Source organism: Glutamicibacter sp. NPDC087583, from assembly GCF_044743685.1.
Taxonomy (GTDB): domain Bacteria; phylum Actinomycetota; class Actinomycetes; order Actinomycetales; family Micrococcaceae; genus Glutamicibacter.
The window spans coordinates 22,924-39,124 of record NZ_JBIUWY010000009.1 but is presented as its reverse complement, the minus strand read 5'-3'; the positions used below and the strand labels follow the sequence as shown (position 1 = coordinate 39,124).

General features: G+C 60.8%; 14 protein-coding genes. 7 read left to right on the top strand and 7 right to left on the bottom strand.

Features of this window, described 5'->3' with window-relative positions; translation table 11 throughout:
• Positions 1-43: 43 nt before the first annotated feature.
• Positions 44-643: a hypothetical protein gene (locus ACIOU9_RS16760; protein ID WP_332727621.1), complete on the bottom strand. Its 600-nt coding sequence runs from the start codon at positions 641-643 to the stop codon at positions 44-46.
• A 94-nt stretch (positions 644-737) separates the two neighbouring features.
• Here ACIOU9_RS16760 and ACIOU9_RS16755 point away from each other — a divergent pair, with 94 nt between their 5' ends.
• From ACIOU9_RS16755 to ACIOU9_RS16740, 4 genes are all read left to right on the top strand, one after another.
• On the top strand, positions 738-1,646 hold the full coding sequence (locus ACIOU9_RS16755) for a LysR family transcriptional regulator (RefSeq protein WP_400343791.1): 909 nt from the start codon (positions 738-740) through the stop codon (positions 1,644-1,646).
• A 162-nt stretch (positions 1,647-1,808) separates the two neighbouring features.
• Positions 1,809-3,155: an MFS transporter gene (locus tag ACIOU9_RS16750; protein ID WP_359192590.1), complete on the top strand. Its 1,347-nt coding sequence runs from the start codon at positions 1,809-1,811 to the stop codon at positions 3,153-3,155.
• A gap of 37 nt (positions 3,156-3,192) precedes the next feature.
• Entirely contained in the window at positions 3,193-4,476 is a 1,284-nt protein-coding gene (locus ACIOU9_RS16745; RefSeq protein ID WP_400343793.1) for a M20 family metallo-hydrolase, read from the top strand.
• Complete coding sequence (locus ACIOU9_RS16740) at positions 4,473-5,945, top strand: amidase (RefSeq protein WP_359192585.1); 1,473 nt, start codon at positions 4,473-4,475, stop codon at positions 5,943-5,945. The genes ACIOU9_RS16745 and ACIOU9_RS16740 overlap by 4 nt, the downstream gene beginning before the upstream one ends.
• 60 nt (positions 5,946-6,005) lie before the next feature.
• Here the strand turns inward: ACIOU9_RS16740 and ACIOU9_RS16735 are convergent, their stop codons facing one another.
• The 4 genes from ACIOU9_RS16735 to ACIOU9_RS16720 all read right to left on the bottom strand — a co-directional run bounded on the left by ACIOU9_RS16735 (position 6,006) and on the right by ACIOU9_RS16720 (position 10,168).
• Positions 6,006-7,178 carry an ABC transporter permease gene (locus tag ACIOU9_RS16735; protein WP_332488005.1) on the bottom strand — a complete coding sequence of 391 codons (1,173 nt, stop codon included), beginning with the start codon at positions 7,176-7,178 and terminating at the stop codon, positions 6,006-6,008.
• Positions 7,175-8,056, bottom strand: a complete 882-nt coding sequence (locus tag ACIOU9_RS16730; protein ID WP_332488003.1) for an ATP-binding cassette domain-containing protein — start codon at positions 8,054-8,056, stop codon at positions 7,175-7,177. Before ACIOU9_RS16730 ends, ACIOU9_RS16735 begins: the two co-directional genes overlap by 4 nt.
• 79 nt (positions 8,057-8,135) lie before the next feature.
• Positions 8,136-8,801 carry a response regulator transcription factor gene (locus ACIOU9_RS16725; RefSeq protein ID WP_105658871.1) on the bottom strand — a complete coding sequence of 222 codons (666 nt, stop codon included), beginning with the start codon at positions 8,799-8,801 and terminating at the stop codon, positions 8,136-8,138.
• On the bottom strand, positions 8,798-10,168 hold the full coding sequence (locus tag ACIOU9_RS16720) for a histidine kinase (protein ID WP_332502674.1): 1,371 nt from the start codon (positions 10,166-10,168) through the stop codon (positions 8,798-8,800). The genes ACIOU9_RS16725 and ACIOU9_RS16720 overlap by 4 nt, the downstream gene beginning before the upstream one ends.
• A 149-nt stretch (positions 10,169-10,317) precedes the next feature.
• Between ACIOU9_RS16720 and ACIOU9_RS16715 the strand changes: the two genes are divergently transcribed.
• Positions 10,318-10,869, top strand: a complete 552-nt coding sequence (locus ACIOU9_RS16715; protein WP_359192574.1) for an acyl-CoA thioesterase — start codon at positions 10,318-10,320, stop codon at positions 10,867-10,869.
• A gap of 47 nt (positions 10,870-10,916) precedes the next feature.
• On the opposite strand, the gene ACIOU9_RS16710 is transcribed toward ACIOU9_RS16715, so the two are convergent.
• Together ACIOU9_RS16710 and ACIOU9_RS16705 are read right to left on the bottom strand one after the other, a co-directional pair.
• Positions 10,917-11,543, bottom strand: coding sequence for a phosphoribosylanthranilate isomerase (locus tag ACIOU9_RS16710; protein ID WP_400343803.1), 627 nt, complete (start codon positions 11,541-11,543; stop codon positions 10,917-10,919).
• Positions 11,540-12,526, bottom strand: a complete 987-nt coding sequence (locus ACIOU9_RS16705; RefSeq protein ID WP_400343805.1) for an acyl-CoA thioesterase — start codon at positions 12,524-12,526, stop codon at positions 11,540-11,542. The genes ACIOU9_RS16710 and ACIOU9_RS16705 overlap by 4 nt, the downstream gene beginning before the upstream one ends.
• 118 nt (positions 12,527-12,644) lie before the next feature.
• Between ACIOU9_RS16705 and ACIOU9_RS16700 the strand changes: the two genes are divergently transcribed.
• Together ACIOU9_RS16700 and ACIOU9_RS16695 are read left to right on the top strand one after the other, a co-directional pair.
• Entirely contained in the window at positions 12,645-14,384 is a 1,740-nt protein-coding gene (locus tag ACIOU9_RS16700) for an ABC transporter ATP-binding protein/permease (RefSeq protein WP_402697630.1), read from the top strand.
• Positions 14,384-16,144 carry an amino acid ABC transporter ATP-binding/permease protein gene (locus ACIOU9_RS16695; RefSeq protein ID WP_402697629.1) on the top strand — a complete coding sequence of 587 codons (1,761 nt, stop codon included), beginning with the start codon at positions 14,384-14,386 and terminating at the stop codon, positions 16,142-16,144. Before ACIOU9_RS16700 ends, ACIOU9_RS16695 begins: the two co-directional genes overlap by 1 nt.
• Positions 16,145-16,201: the final 57 nt, after the last annotated feature.

The following is a 16,201-nucleotide window of genomic DNA, read 5'->3' as shown; positions in this document are numbered from 1 at the left end:
CCATTTATTTGGATGCTGGCCACTGCTTTATGCCGGATGCTCTTTACTTCTTGCGTACCTTGTACTTGGCGACCAGAAGATCCGCGGTGGCGGAGAGGATCGCCGGAAGAATGTAGCGCGCCAAGGTCACCAGGGTAAAGGCGAGTACGGATCCGCTGGCCGAACCAGCCACGGACAGGGCCGCAAATCCCAGGCCCACCGCGGAGAGCAGGCCGACGATCCAGCCAGCGAGCTTGCGGGGACGCAGGACGAACCAGCCAACTAGCGAAAGCACCGGCAGGAGCAGGCCCCAGACGGTGAAGTAGCCGGTGTACATTCCTTGCAGATCCAGCGCGGAGACCAGGAACCAATCGCCATATTCCACGGTGTCCAGTACCGGCAGCTTCAGCAAGATGTCCAGGACCAGCGACAGCAGGACCAGCAGCATCGCGAAGACCTTGGTGTCCTTGCGCGCTTCGAGCAACCAGAAGCTGCCGATGGCCACGAGCCTGATCACCCATAACGCGATCAGGGAGAGCAGGCTGCCGCCGGTGACATAGTCGGCGGTGGACAGCAGCGTGGATCCGGTGATGCCGGCGATCAGCACCAGCCAAACAATGATCAGGCGGGCCGGCAGATGCAACAGTGGTTTTTCTTCGCTCACTTAGCCAAGTCTAATGAAGCTGGCTGTGCATCGACTTGGTTTCACCCTAATGGAGTACCGATTAGTAGGCCAATACAGGGCTAGGATGACTTGCATGGCGCGTTCATTCACTCTGATCCAGTTGCGGTATTTCATTGAAGTTGCGCGGTTCGAAAACATGCGTGCCGCAGCAGCGTCCTTGAATGTCTCGCAATCGACATTGTCTGCCGCGATCAACCATTTGGAACGCGATTTAGGCGTGCAGCTGTTCCTGCGGTTACCAAACCGTGCGTTGAACCTGTCCGAGGACGGGAAGCGACTTGTGGCAGGTGCCCGGAACCTTTTGGAAAATGCGGAGATCTTGCACTCGTCATTGAGCGGAGCGAGCCATGAACTTAGCGGAAGACTGCGCGTCGGAATTTTCGCGCCGTTGGCACCCTTCGTTGCACCGAGGTTGTTCGCAGCATTCAAATCCGCATTCCCCGGTATCGAATTGCAATTTATCGAAGGCGAGCAACAACAAGTTCTAGATGCCTTGCGCAAGGGCGAATGCGAAATAGCGCTCATGTATGACCTCGGCGTCGGAGCAGAATTCTCGATGGAGCAGGTAGACCGGTTAGGTGCGCACGTCATCGTGGCCCAAGAACATCCGCTGGCGCAAGGCAACGGAACTGTATCGCTAGAGGACCTCGTTGACGAGCCGCTAGTTCTGCTCGATCAAGAACATTCAAGAGAGTACTTTCTCAAGCTCTTCTCCTCGTTGGGACTCCAACCCAATGTGGCCCATTGGGTTTCAGGATACGAGACCGTCCGTTCCTACGTGGCCATGGGGTTGGGATATTCGGTTCTGAACCGGCGTTTGTCGCATGACCTGACCTACACCGGCAAAGCCGTAGTGCCCCTGCAAATCAGTGATCCGGTCATTCCCATTTCAATTGTGGTCGCCTATCCGAAGGAGATGCAGATGACGCGGAAAGCACGGGCGTTCGCAGACCTTGCGGGCGAGATCCTGAACGACGGGTAACTTCTGATCGCTTTTAGCGATCACGCCAATAAAACTTTTGCGTTGGACGACATGACGTGGATCACAGATCGTTGAGTACTAAGAGGCCGGACTGCTCGTCCGCTCCTTCCACAGCAGCTTCCTGAGAATTCGGCGGAGCTTAGCCCGAAAGAAGGCAGACTCGTGACCCTGAATAGCATTGATGCCGGCGCGGTGCCGTCGACGACGAAATCCGACATGAAACAGAAGCGTCGCGTGCTGGCCGGTGGCAGCATCGGACAGTTCATCGAATTCTACGACTTCACGCTCTACGGGTTATCGGCAGTCACGCTGTCCGCACTCTTCTTCCCATCAGACAGCCCGCTGGCAGGCCTGCTCGCGACGTTCGCGACGTTCGGTGTCGCCTTCTTCGTCCGGCCGCTTGGCGGAATGTTCTTCGGCGTGCTGGGAGACAAACTCGGTCGCCGTAAGGTCTTGTTCATCACCTTGATGACTATCGGACTGGCAACATTCGCTATCGGACTGTTGCCGACCTTCGCGCAAATTGGAGCTCTGGCTCCAGCACTTCTGGTGTTGTGCCGACTCGTCCAGGGATTCTCGGCCGGCGGCGAATCTGTCGGTGCACCTGCCTTCGTCTTCGAACATGCGCCAATTGATAGACGAGGCTTCTGGCTGAACATCACTCTGGCAGCTACAGCATTGCCGTCGGTGATAGGTGGAACCCTGATCCTGGTGCTGTCCACGACGATGGACTCCGAAGATTTTGCATCCTATGGCTGGCGTATACCATTCCTGCTCGCCCTCCCGCTCGCACTCTTCGGCCTTTGGATTCGCTCCAAGACCGAAGAGTCGGAAGCATTCCAGCAGGTGCTCAAGAAAAACGAGCACAAGGAGTACAGCCCTTTGCGCCAGACGTTCGCAGAGAACAAGCTCCGGATGCTTCAGGTCATCTTCGTCATGGCGCTGACAGCCATGGGGTTCTACTTCCTCTCCGGATACTTCGTTTCCTATGTCCAGGTAACCGGAAACCTGAGCCTGGAAATGTCGCTAGTGGCAAATGCCGTAGCCATGGCCAGCTACGCGATCCTGCTTCCTATTGGCGGACGGTTCAGCGACCGCTTCGGACGCAAGCCGATGCTCATCGCAGGTTCCGCAGCGCTGATGATACTCAGCATTCCATGCTTCATGCTGGTAACCAGCGGTTCACTCGCCTTGGCAATCATAGGGCAACTGCTCTTCGTGGTTCCCATGTGTATTTATGGCGGCGGTTGCTACACCTTCTTCGTGGAAATATTCACCACCAGAACTCGGTACACTTCCTCAGCCATCAGCTACAACGTTGCCTACGCAATCTTTGGCGGCACTGCTCCATTCGTCGGGACGTGGCTGGTCTCGGGCACCGGTATTGCGATGATCCCAGGCGTGTACATGGCCACAGCCGCACTTATCGTGCTGTGTCTGCTGGTCTTCACCCCAGTGCCGGAAACCCATCCGCTATATGCCAAGTCTTCGCCAGCCACCGGCCAGTAAAAGCGCCGTACTCTAACTTCACAGAAAGGAATTCACCATGCACAACGAATTTCTCGTTGACTTCCACCACGTTGCCGAATTCGGCGCAACGGATAAAAACGGTGTCGACCGGCAAGCAGCCACACCCGAGGACAAACTCAGTCGAGATTGGTTCGCGCGATTCACCAGGAACCACGGCTGGGAACTTCGCGTCGACACTATCGGCAACATGTTTGCATTGATCGAACTTACGCCAGGGGCCCCCTACATACTGCTGGGATCGCATATGGATTCGCAACCACTGGGTGGACGCTTCGATGGTGCCTACGGTGTCCTCGCAGGCCTGCATGCTGCCAAAGCCATTGAGTCAAGGTTGAAAGCGGAATTACAGCAGCCGGCCTTCAACATAGGGGTAGCCAATTGGTTCAATGAAGAAGGCGGCCGGTTCGCCCCGTCCATCATGGGCTCTTCTGTGTTCGAGGGCTCCATGGACGAACAACAGATGCTGCAAACCCGGGATTTGGCGGGGATCAGCGTCGCAGAAGCCCTGGAATCTATTGGATACCTCGGCCACGATCAACGTCCTGAAGTGGCAGGCTACGCGGAGATCCACATCGAACAGGGACGCATCCTGGAACGAGAGTCGATCAACATCGGAGCTGTCGATTTTTCCTGGCACACGCAGAAGCTGGACGTCGAAGTGCTTGGGGAACAATCCCATACCGGTGCAACGGCCATGGCCGATCGTCATGACGCACTTGTCGCTGCGAGCAAGGTGATACTGAAAGTCCACGACGTCGTGGGACACTTTGCTGAGGGCAGCATCGTGTCGTCGGTCGGGCAAATGACGTTGGAACCGAATTCTCCGATTGTCGTAGCTCGTCGGGTGCACTTGGTTGCTGACCTTCGCGCCGAGATGAAAACGGACGTATTGCGAGCGCGACAAATTCTAATTGGGCAAATTGCGGAGATTGCCCGTGAACACGACATTCGGATCAACGTCAATGATTTCGACGTGCGCGAGATTCAGTACTATCCGGAGTCTGGCCTTGAATTAATCGAGAAAATAACCGCCAATCTGGGCAAGAGCGTTCGTCGTATACGCACGATGGCTGGGCATGACTCGGTAGCGATGAACCGAATGGTGCCGACGGTCATGCTCTTCATTCCCTCAATCGACGGCGTCAGCCATTGCGAACGAGAATTCTCTACTGACGAGGACATGATCCACGGGTTGGAAGTCCTCACTGAGATTGGCTGGGAAATGATCTTTGGCGCCCTAGATGAGAATGCAGCGTTGGCTGGCAACGAGAGCAAAGCAATCCATGGGATTTCCGCATGATGGATGATCTAGCTTTCCTCAGCGCAACAGAGCAGTTATCAGCTTTCCGCAGTGGAGAAATCTCTCCTGCAGAGGTCCTTGAAGCCCAGTTTGAATTGATCAATGCCGACAGGGACCGTGGGGTCGAAAGAATCAACGCGCTGACCGAGACGATGGAAACCGACGCATATGCTGAAGCTGCCAGAAACACGGAGGCGTACGCCAAAGCCCGTCGCGCAAATGAAGTGCAACAGTTGCCGGCATTGTTAGGCATCAGTGTCGTCGCGAAGGAAAAACACGGGCTAGCCGGGCACAGCCTTTCGATGGGACTGCTCTCGCAGAAACAGTCTGTTGCCGAGGTCGACCATCCGATCATCGAACGGCTCCGAACTGCCGGAGCCATTATCCACGGCCGAGCGACGAGTCCTGAGTTCAGCTGCGCCACTGTAACGCACTCTCCTATCTGGGGAGTTACCCGCAACCCTTGGAACCCCCAAATGTCACCGGGCGGATCCTCCGGGGGATCGGGTGCAGCGTTGGCAGCCGGATTTACCACGTTGGCTACCGCCTCGGACATTGCAGGATCAACTCGAATTCCGGCTGCCTTCACCGGAACCGTTGGGTACAAGGCCCCATACGGAAGGATCCCCGGGGCTGGGGAATTGGCCGCTGATCGTTACCGCGGCGATGGGCCGATGGGACGAACCGTCGCGGATGTTCTGCTTATGTCATCAATCATCAGCGGTACGCACCCGGCTGATTCGAACTCTTGGGGATCGACAAATCCCAGCCAAGAATTTGAAGAAGCGTCTCTCGCCGACTTGAAGATCGGGGTCTCCCTGGAGCTGGGCAATTACCCCGTAAGCCAAATGGTTGCCGCAGCGTTCGCCTCGACGATCCAGCGGCTGCGGGATCTGGGCGCGAATATTGTGGAAGTCGACCTGCCCTGGACAACAGACCAGGTCAGGGAAACAAGCTTCGCCCATTTCGGACAAATTCTTGCCCCGGCGATGACCCAGATCATCGGGAACTCTAAAAATCCGAGAGCTGCTTATACCGATCAATTCATTGCCGATGCGCTGGCTCAGGCGGAATCAGTGTCATTGGTCGATTCCCTTCGCTTGGACGCACTGTTCAATCAGCAATTGAACACGGCTATGTCAGGCGTGGATGTCTTGCTTTGCCCGACGAACGCAGTCGATTGGCTGCAGGCCGACGGAGACTACCTGGACGGGATCAGCGTGGCAGGACGGAAGCTTAAGCACTATTGGGAGGGCCATATGACCAGTCCTTTCAACATCGCCAATCATCGACCGGTGATGAATCTTCCGTGCGGTGTGGGTGAGGCCAACGTTCCGATTGGACTGCAGATTGTCGGTCAGCCATGGGATGAAAGGACCGTATTCCAGGCTGCGCTCGCTATGGAACGAGTCATCCAGTTTACCAGTGGTAATCCATACCCAGCACTGGCAGGAACACCGACCGGTTAACATCAGGGAATATGCGGGGACCAGTCCAGAATGGACTGGACCCCGCCTATTCTTGCAGGCTCAGACCTCGAGCTTCAGTGCCTTGCGCAAGGTCAACGCGCCACCGGTGTGCATCACTGCCCTGCCGTAGATCTTCTCGGCAAACAGCAGCACGAGCCAGCAGGCAGCCAGGAGAATTGCCAGCGAAAGAATCGGCTCCCAGAAAGCTACCTCGCCGGAGAGCAGGCGGCTAGGCATTGCCGCCGAGGAGACGATAGGAATGTACGAAGCGACCACCAGGAAGCTGCCCTTGGCATACAACCCGATAAACAGCACCGCCATCAGGAGGCCCACCACGGGCCCGCTGGATTGCTGCAGATCCTCGGTACGGGTAGCCAAGGAGCCCAACGCTGCCCAGATCCCGGCCAGAAGCAGGAAACCGCCGAAGAAGAACACCACGAACCACCCGGCCACCTGGGTGACAACTCCGAGGAACGGGATCTGGATCGGGGAAATGTAGGCAGCCAGCAAGCCAATGCTGAGGAAGGCCAGGAGCTGGATCATTGCGAGAACGACATTCCCGATGATTTTTCCTGCCAGCAGCTGGCGCAGCCGGATGGTGCTGGCCAGGATCTCGACCACGCGGTTCTGCTTCTCCTCGATGACCGAGTTGGCGATGGGCATGCCGAAGAGGAATGCGGCCATGTAGAAGAGGAATGAGAAGACCAGCGCCATGGCACTGGCCATCGCGGCCCGTTCGGAATCGCCATGGAGCTGATCGAGAATGAGGTCCTCGTTATCGGGCAGGCTAGCTGATTCCAGTCCGGCCTCGGCCAGCAGCTGATCGGTCTTCACGGTTTTCATTGCTTCGCGGACCAGAGAACTGAGCTCTTGGTCGACCGCGTTGAAACCGGTCAGCGTGAATTCCTGCGCATCGGCCGAACCGGACAAGGTCGCGTTCAGCCGCTCAGCGGATAGCTGTTGCTCCGCCTGTTCAGGAGCGAGCCTGGAAATGCTCAATTCCACGTCTTCGGGGCGATCCTGGATCACCTGCTCCAGCACCCGGAAACTGGCATCGTCGGTGGCAGCCACGGCGAAATTCGACGTGCGATTGGCGAGGAATCCGGTAACGGCGACCGATCCGATGATGAACAGCAAGGTCACGATGGTGCTGATGATGAAAGCTTTGTCGCGCAGCTTGGTTTCGACTTCGCGCAAGGCGACAATGAGCCATGGAGCCGTGGTGGTGTTCACTTGATGATCTCCCGGTAGATGTCGGCCAGCGAAGGGCGATGGATTGCGAACTCTGCGACGGGCCCGCGGCTCATGGCGGTGGCGAGCACGCGTTGGGCATCGGCTTCGGAATCGAAATTCACCAATGCGTCATGGCCTGAAATATCGATAACGGTGACCCCCGGTTCATTGCGCAGCCAGCCCGTGTCGGAGCCCAGGGACAACCGGTGCCGGGATGCCTGCGTCGCACGGAGCCCGGCTGCCGATGAATTGGCCAGGATCCTGCCGTCCTGGATGATCACCAGATGGTCCACCAGCACATCGAGCAGATCCAGCTGATGCGAAGAGAAGAGCACCGGTACGCCACGCGCTGCATAGTCGCGCAGGATGGAGCTCATTGCGTCCACCGCGATCGGGTCAAGTCCGCTGAAAGGTTCGTCGAGGATGAGCACGTCGGGTTCGTGCAGCAGTGCTGCGGTGACTTGCACGCGTTGCTGGTTGCCCAGGGACAGGGATTCGAGTTTCGACTTGGCGCGGTCAGCCAAACCAAAACGGGCCAGCAGTTCCATGGCCCGTTTGCGTGCTCCGGAGCGGGACAGGCCATGGAGCTGTCCGAGGTAGACCAGCTGGTCAATGACCGGCTGCTTGGGATACAGGCCGCGTTCCTCGGGCATGTAGCCGAAGTTGGGGCGGGTGGCTCCATCGAGCGGTTGGCCGTTGAGCGAAACAGAACCGGAATCGGCGCTGAGCAATCCCATGATGATGCGCATGGTGGTGGTCTTGCCGGCACCGTTGGCACCGACGAATCCGGTGAGCGCGCCGCCAGGTACGGTGAAGCTGATGTCATCGAGCACCAAATTCTGTGCAAATGACCGTGACACATGGTTTAGCTCAAGCATGTTTTCCTCTGCCAAGTATTGTTTCTACTCATCAGCTTAGGAAACTAAGCAGCATTTGCGCTCCGTCTGGAGAATGAAACTATTGGATGAGTCCGGCGCGGTGGGCGAATAGCACGCCCTGCACCCGGTCGCGCAGGTGCAGCTTCGCCAACAGGTTCGACAGGTGGGTTTTCACCGTGGCTTCCGAGAGGGAGAGCACTGCGGCGATTTCCTGGTTGTTCTTGCCCTGGGCCAGTTCGCAGAGTACCTGGCGTTCGCGTTCGGTGAGTTTTTCCAGCTGCTGGGCCTCGGTAGTTGCCGCTGCCGAATCCGCGGCAGGGACCGCGCCGGTGCCACGCTGGATGAGCTTGAGCGTGACTTCGGGGGAGAGCAGCCCGTGGCCGGCGGCCACCTGGTGCACGGCGGCCACCAGCATTTCAGGCTCTGCATTCTTGAGCAGGAACCCGCTGGCCCCGGCATCCATGGCCTCGAAGAGGTAGTCGTCGCGGTTGAAGGTGGTCAGCACAATGACCTTGGTCTGGGTGGTGCTGGCGATGAGCTTCGTGGCTTCGATGCCGTCCATCTGCGGCATTTGGATATCCATCAGCGCCACCGTGGGGTTCAGCTCGCGAACCATTTCCAGGCCCGCTTGGCCGTTGCCTGCCGTGCCGATGACCTGGATCTGCGGATCGGTTTGCAAGATCAGTTTCAGCGACGAGAGGATCAGCGACTGGTCATCGCAGATCACCACGGTAATTTTGCTCATGTTGCCAGTCTAGTTGCCGCGTCGGAAACCACGCGCAACCGGGCCCGGGTACGCCAGCCGTGCGGAATGCGCGGGCCGATTTCCACCAGCCCGTGATGCAGCTTGGCGCGTTCGCGAATGCCACGCAGGCCGTAGCCGCCACCGGCGGAATCCGGCCGGGGACGGCCGCTGTCGGTGACCTCGACTTCTATCCATGCGCCATCGGCATCGGTTCCCGAACGCAGCGACAAGGTAGCTGTGCGGGCCGTGGAATGCGCACGGACATTGGCCAAGGCTTCGCCGCTGATGCGGTAGAGCGCGAGCGACAGGCCTGCCGGCAGGGTGGAAATGAAGCCGGGCTGGTGTTCATCGCGGGAGATCTGGATGCTCAGTCCCTGGCGTTCATTGGCTGCGATCAGCTCATCGAGCTGCGCCATGGAGGGTTCGGGGTTCCGTGCCCCCTCAGCGCTGTTCGGCGAATCCTCCGGTCCGCCGTGTTCGCGCAATACGCCCAGCAGTGCCCGCGTTTCGCTGACTGCACTGCGTGCCGAGGACTCGATGCCGCGCATCAGTTCGATGGACTGCTGGGGATCGCGCTCATGCACCATGCGGGCGGCCGAAGCCTGGATTCCCACCGAGGCGATGTGGTGGGCAATGACATCGTGCAGCTCGCGGGCGATGCGCAGCCGTTCCTCGTTGACCGCACGGTCTGCCAGCTGCTGGGACTGGTCGGCAATGCGCTGGGCCTGGGTTTCCACTATTTGGCTGGCGTAGGCATTGGTCCAGCTGACCATGCCCAGGAAGATCGCGCCGCCGAAGTACAGCAGGTTCATCAGCAGGTTGTAGAAGATGAAGGCCGTTGACGTCGGCAGCACGCCTGCTGGATCCTCGACCATGGAAGTTCCGGTGGCCGTGAGCAAGTCGGAGGTGAAGAAGGTGACGATCACCCAGGTAGCCATGAACAGCAGCACCACGCTCATCGCTATCCACAGTCCCCGGCGGTTCTTCGACCACGTGACCGCGGTGTAGATGCCGATGAAATAGGCCAGCTGCGCGCAGAGCTCCATGCCGACTTGGTAGGTATTTTCGCTTCCGGCGCCCACGAACGCAGCCGAACCGATGAGCATCATGGTTATGGGCCAGCGCCGGCGGAACATCAGCGGCACGATCAGGGACACAAGCACGAGATAGGCGAGAAGAGGATCGGGCGCGTTCTCTTGCTCGGTCAGGGAGAGCAGCAGTTCGTGCATGGCCAGCGCCAGCAGGAGGAAGCCCGAAGCGACGATAATGTCGCGGCGCAAGCTCTTCTTATCCGGAGACGGACGTTCCCAATCCACCGGAGGCAGCGTCGGGAGCCTCCGGTGTACTAGCTCGGGGAGTCGGTACATGGTGTTCCTTGATCATCTCGTTGGCCAGGCATTGGAAACGACTTTACCGGTCTGCGGTTTTCCGGGCATGAGCCTGGAGGCTTATCCCTGGCGTTGACCCGGGAGGAAATGCGCTAGGCAGAAAGGTTACTAGGCAGTAATGTGATGGTATGCACATGATTTTCCGAATCCTCATGGTTTACCTGAACAGCAAGAAGGCTTCCAAGCTGTCCATGTTCGACACCAGCTCAGTGGGCATGCGTGCCACGCTGACCGATATCGACTTTGCCGGCCACATCAACAACGGCATGTACTTCTCGATCTTCGATCTCGGACGCTTCGACTTGATGTTCCGTTCCGGTGTCTGGGACATCATGTCCAGGAATAAATGGGTTCCGGTCGTGCAGACCGAGACCATCACCTTCCGCAAGTCGGTGCGCCTGGGAACCAAGTTCTCCCAGGAAACCCGGCTGATCGGCATGGACGACAAGTGCATCTTCTTCGAGCAGCGCATCGTCGTGAAGGGCGAAATCTACGCTCGCGCCTATGTCGCCACCCGGATGACCTCGACAAAGGGTGCGGTTTCCAACGAGGAAATCCTGGCAGCAGTCGGCTTGGAACTGCCAGCAGACATGGTGCTGCCCGAGTGGCTGCACCAGTGGCGCCAGGACGGAGCGCTGCCCAGCACCCGCAAGCCGGCCCCGCACAATTGGATCCGCTGAATCAATTCACTCGCGCAATTCCTGCTGGACCGTGCCGGGGGGGGGACTCAATGTGCGGGATTCGGCGAAGCCTTGGCCGCATCAATGAACATGGCGATCAGTTCGGGATCCTTGACTCCGCGCGATGATTCGACGCCGGAGGAGACATCGGCGCCGAAAGCGCTGGACGCAGCCAAGGCATCAGCGACATTCTGCGGGGACAGTCCGCCGGCCACCAGCCAGCGCCGACCAGCGGCCAGATCCTTCACTGCCGCATAATCCCAGCTTTCGCCGCTGCCGGGGACCGAGGCGTCAATGAGCAGCAGATCTTCGCCCCAATCGGCAAACTGCTCCTCCGGGTCATCGCGCCGCACCGCGCGGATGACCTTGAACCCGGCCTCATGGGCGGTGCTCACATCCGTTGCCGTGCGCTGCCCGTGCAGCTGCACCCAACTCACGCCGGCTTGCGCCGCAAGCTGAAGCACCGTCTGGATCTCTTCGCCGCGGAATACCGCCACGGTGGCAATGCCTGCGGGAACCGCCTTCACCAATGCGGCGGCGCGCTGCGCGGAAATTTCCCGGGCACTGGGCGTGAGCACGAACCCGATGGCATCAGCACCATGGGCCGCAGCGGCTTGCACGTCCTGGGCCGTGGACAAGCCGCACACTTTGACGAAGGGCTTTGCTGCACTCACTTCGCGTTCTCCTTGGCCATATGGATCGGGGTGTAACCGCCAGGCGCGTTGGCGCGGATGGCCAACAAGTCGCGGGCGTGATTCCACAGCCGCTTGTCCTCCCCGGTGACGGGCACCCAGGGCTTGACCGGAACAGCGGTGCCGGTTTCATCGCGGGTCACCATCACGGTCAGGCAGTAGGTCGTCAACTGCATTTCCCGGGTCTTCGGATCGCCAGAGCGCACATGCACCGCAACGTGCATTCCCTTGTTCCCGGTGTAGACCAGGCGCGCCTCCACCTCCACCAGGTGGCCGATCAGCAGCGGGCGGTAGAAACGCACGCCGCCGGAGAACACTGCAACGGTTTCCTGCTGGCAGTAGCGGGCCGCGCACAGCTCAGCGGCATCGTCAATCCACTTCATCACGATGCCGCCGTGGACCTTGCCGCCCCAGTTCACATCGGTGGGCGCCGCCAGGAAGCGCAGCGTCACGCGTTCGGCGGTTCCCTCATCGGTGTATACCTGATCGTTCATGGACGCGACGATCTGCTCGCGGATCTCAATGCGCGCCAGCGCATTCTCGCGCATGGCGATTTCCCGGGCCGTACCCGGGGTGAACGCCGGAACCGGGGTCGGCTTCCCATTCTCGCCGACGGCTACGAAGATCACCAGGCAGCTGCTGGACTTCACCGGCCGCAATTCGCGCGGATCGCTGAAGGACACCTCGGTATGGATGTGCATGGAGCTGGTTCCGGTGTACACCACTGAAGCGGTCACTTCCACCAGATCCCCGGAGTGGATCGGGTCTTCGAAGTGGATATTTCCTACATAGGCGGTGACGCAATAGCTGGAGGACCATCCCACCGCCGCGGCGTAGGCGGCCTTGTCGACCCACTCCAGAACGGTGCCCGCAGGAACAATCCCGGTGACATCGACGTCGGTTGGTGCCGCGAGGAATCGCAAGGTGACAGAATGCGGACGTTGTTTCAGCTCCGGGGTGCTCATGCACTCCAGTTTCGCGCACAACGCGCATCACGGGCAATGTATGACGCTTCACGGCCCAGCCTGGCCGGCAAGCCCCACGGCGCGGAACTGCCGGTGTGCTCTGCCCTAGGATAGGAGGGTGCGTAGGGTCTTTGGAATATTTTCGGCTGCAACAGCCATCGTGGTGGCACTGAGCCTCAGTGCCGCGGCCGGAACCGCCGGCTTGGTGATCGTCGTGGGCCAAGGCCTGGATGAACTCATGGCCCATCGCCCGCTGGGCACCCAATGGTATGCCAGCGCCTTCGGCGAACTGCTGATCATGGCGGTTGCCACCTTCTTGATCCCGGTCGTGATCTCGCGCAACAGCCTCGACCTGACCGAGTACCACCGCATGAAGCTGCTCAAGCACTATCTGTCCATCGGCCCGCTGGCGGTGCGCGCCTCCGGCGATGGGGAGCTGCTGCATGCGGCGATGGACTCGGTGGAGCGGTCCGTGAAATACCGTTCCAGCTTCATCGGGCCGGCAATCTCCGCGGTAGCCACCCCGGTATTGATCCTGTGCTTCATCGCCTTTGCCATCGACCCGCTCAGCGCACTGGTACTGCTGGTTCCCACCGCGCTGGTCCCGGTCATCGTCCTGGGCTTCCAGCGGCGCTTCGGCTCCTCGAACGGAGAGTACCGCCGAGCCCAGGGCATCCTCTCGGCGACCTTCCTGGACGCACTGCGCTCGCTGGGCATGCTCAAGCTCAACGGCGGCAGCCGGTGGATGGGATCGCGCATCGAGCAGGCCACCGAACGCGTACGCCAGCAAGTGATGAAACTGCTGGCCCGCAACCAGTTGATCTTGCTGGTCATCGATTCCAGCTTCGCCGTGCTGCTGCTCGCCAGTGCCGCCCTGCTGGCCTGGTGGCGCGCCAGCTCCGGGGCCATCACCCCGGGTTCTGCCCTGTCACTGGTGATCCTGAGCTTCCTGATGCTCGCCCCGGTCAACTACGTCGGCAGCTTCTTCTACATCGGGATGACCGGCAAGGCCGCCGAGAAGAAACTGGCCGAAGTCGCCGACATCCCCATGCACCGTTCCATGGCCAATCCGCTGCCCGTGGACCTGCGCCACCGTGATCTGATCCTGGAAGAAGTCAGCGCCAGCTACGACAGCGGGCACCACGCGCTGGACAAAATTTCCTGGCATTTCCCGGCCGGTTCGCGTACTGCCATCATCGGCCCCTCGGGCAGCGGCAAGACGACGCTGCTGCGCGTGCTCCAGGGCCAGCTCGAAGCTTCCTCCGGCACCATCCGCGATGCCCGGCAAGCCATGGGCCCGGCAACCTTGAAGGCCAATACCGCCGTAGTGGAACAGCACGCCACGCTCTTCGGCATGAGCCTGCGCGAAAACCTCCTGCTCGGTGCGCCCCGGGCTGCCGACGGCGAACTGCTCCTGGCGCTGCGCCAGGTCGGCATGGGAGCGTGGTTCGAGGCGCAACCCGGGGGATTGGCGCAACGCCTGGGCGAGTCAGGGGCACGGCTTTCTGGCGGCCAGGCCCAGCGCCTGTCGCTGGCCCGCGCCCTGCTGGCGCAGCGTCCCGTGCTGCTGCTCGATGAGCCCACCAGCGCCTTGGACGTCCAGACCGAGGCGGACGTGCTGGGAACCCTGCGCTCCTTGGACCGCAGCACCACGGTCATCACCGTCACCCACCGGCTGGGGTTGCTGGCCGACTACGACTATGTTCTGGTCATGGACCACGGACAGCTCATCCAGGCCGGACGCCGTGACGAGCTGCTGGCCGCCGACGGCTATCTCAAGGAAGCCATGGACGGATTCCGCCAACGCGCTGATGCGCTGCATGCCAGTGGCCGGAGCCAGCTGGGGGAGGGGAACTAATGCGCACGCAGAAAATCTCCACTATCAAAACCGTCGCCTGGCTGATTGGCAGCACCAAGGACCTGCTCCCGCCGCTGCTGCTGGCCTGCGTGCTGGCCTGCGCCACTCGCCTGGCTTCGCTGGGTATCTACGCCGTGGCCGGGTTCGGCCTGGCCAAGGCCCTGCACCTGGGCGGTGAGCAGCTGCCTATGGTCCTTGGCTGGGGACCGCTGATCGCTGTGGTCATCCTGCCGGGGCTGGTCAAGGGAGCGGTGCGCTACCTGGAGCAGTATGTAGGGCACCGGGTGGCCTTCCTGTCCCTGGCGCGGCTGCGCAACCGCATGTACCAGGCATTTGAACGCCAAGCGCCCTTCGCCGCGGACAGCAAGAATTCCGGCGGCATGCTCGCCAAGGCCACCAGCGACATCGACAAGGTCGAAGTGTTCTTCGCCCACACCCTGCCCCCGGCCGTGGCGGCAGTGGCAGTCAGCGGCCTGGCAACCTGGGGAACCTGGGCGGTATTCGGCATGCAACCGGCCCTCGTGCTGCTCGCCGGCTATGTGCTGATCGGGCTGGCCATCCCGGCCATTGGCGTCGGCGCCCTGCGCCGTACCGCGCGGGCCACCGCCAGTGCTCGCGGCACCCAGAACCAGCTGCTGGCCGACACGCTTGCCGGCATCGACGTGATTCACGGATTCAATGCCGGCAAACCCGTCATGGCGCGGATGCGCGAAAGCCTGCACGAAAGCCGGCAAGCGGCGCGATCGGCCGGAACCCTGGGCGCGGTACGGGCCACGCTGACACAGCTGGTGGTCTGGGGCAGCCTGCTCGCGCTCTTTGTCCTGCTGAGAACCGCCGGGCAGTTCGGCACGCTGATCGTGCTGTGCTGTGCCCTGGTCCCTTCCTATGAAGCGGTGCGCGCGGTAGACGGGTTCATCCTGGGCCTGCAGGATTCGCTGGCCAGCGCTCGCCGGCTGTACGCCACCGCGATAACCAGCCATCCGGTTTCCGAACCCGCCAACCCGGTTCCCCTTCCTGCTTCCGGCACCTTGCGCGTGGCGGATCTGTCGGTTGACTTCGAGGGCCATCGGGTAGTTCGCGGCGTGGATTTCGAGCTGGAACCAGGCTCCCTGCTCGCATTGGTGGGCGAAAGCGGCTCCGGCAAATCGTCGGTCGCGGCAGCCCTGGTGCGCTCGGTGGAAGCTGCCGGCACCGCCAGCTTCGGCGATGTGCCGCTGGAGGCCGCCAGCTTGGCGCAGCTGCGCACCCGGATCATCCTGGTCTCACAAGAGGCGGTGATGATCAATGGAACGCTGCGCGAGAACCTCTTGCTGGGTGCGGAAGGGATCAGCGACGCCGAGATGGAGCAGGTCCTCGACGAGCTGGGCATGGGCCCCTGGCTGCGCCAGCAGAAGGCCGGATTGCAGACCCGGTTGGGGGATCGCTTTGCCCGGCTTTCCGGTGGCCAGCGCCAACGCGTGGCCCTGGCCCGGGCGCTGCTGCGCAACCCCGCGGTATTGATCCTCGATGAATCCACTAGCGCCCTGGATGCAGGCAGCGAACAGCTGGTCCTGGAAGCAGTGGAACGCCGCCGCGGTGAAGGGATGGCGGTGCTGATGATCAGCCACCGGCTATCGATCCTGGCCCGGGCGCAGAACGTGCTGGTGCTCCATGAAGGAGTGGTGCTGGAACGCGGTGCGGCGCCAGCGCTATTGGCCGATGGGCAATCCTTGTTCTCCCGCATGGCCGTGCGCGAAGCGGACCGGATTTTGCCAAGCTGATCCACGCCCCGCCCAATGGATGGAACTGACAAGGCAGCGGGGAGGTACTAGGCTCGC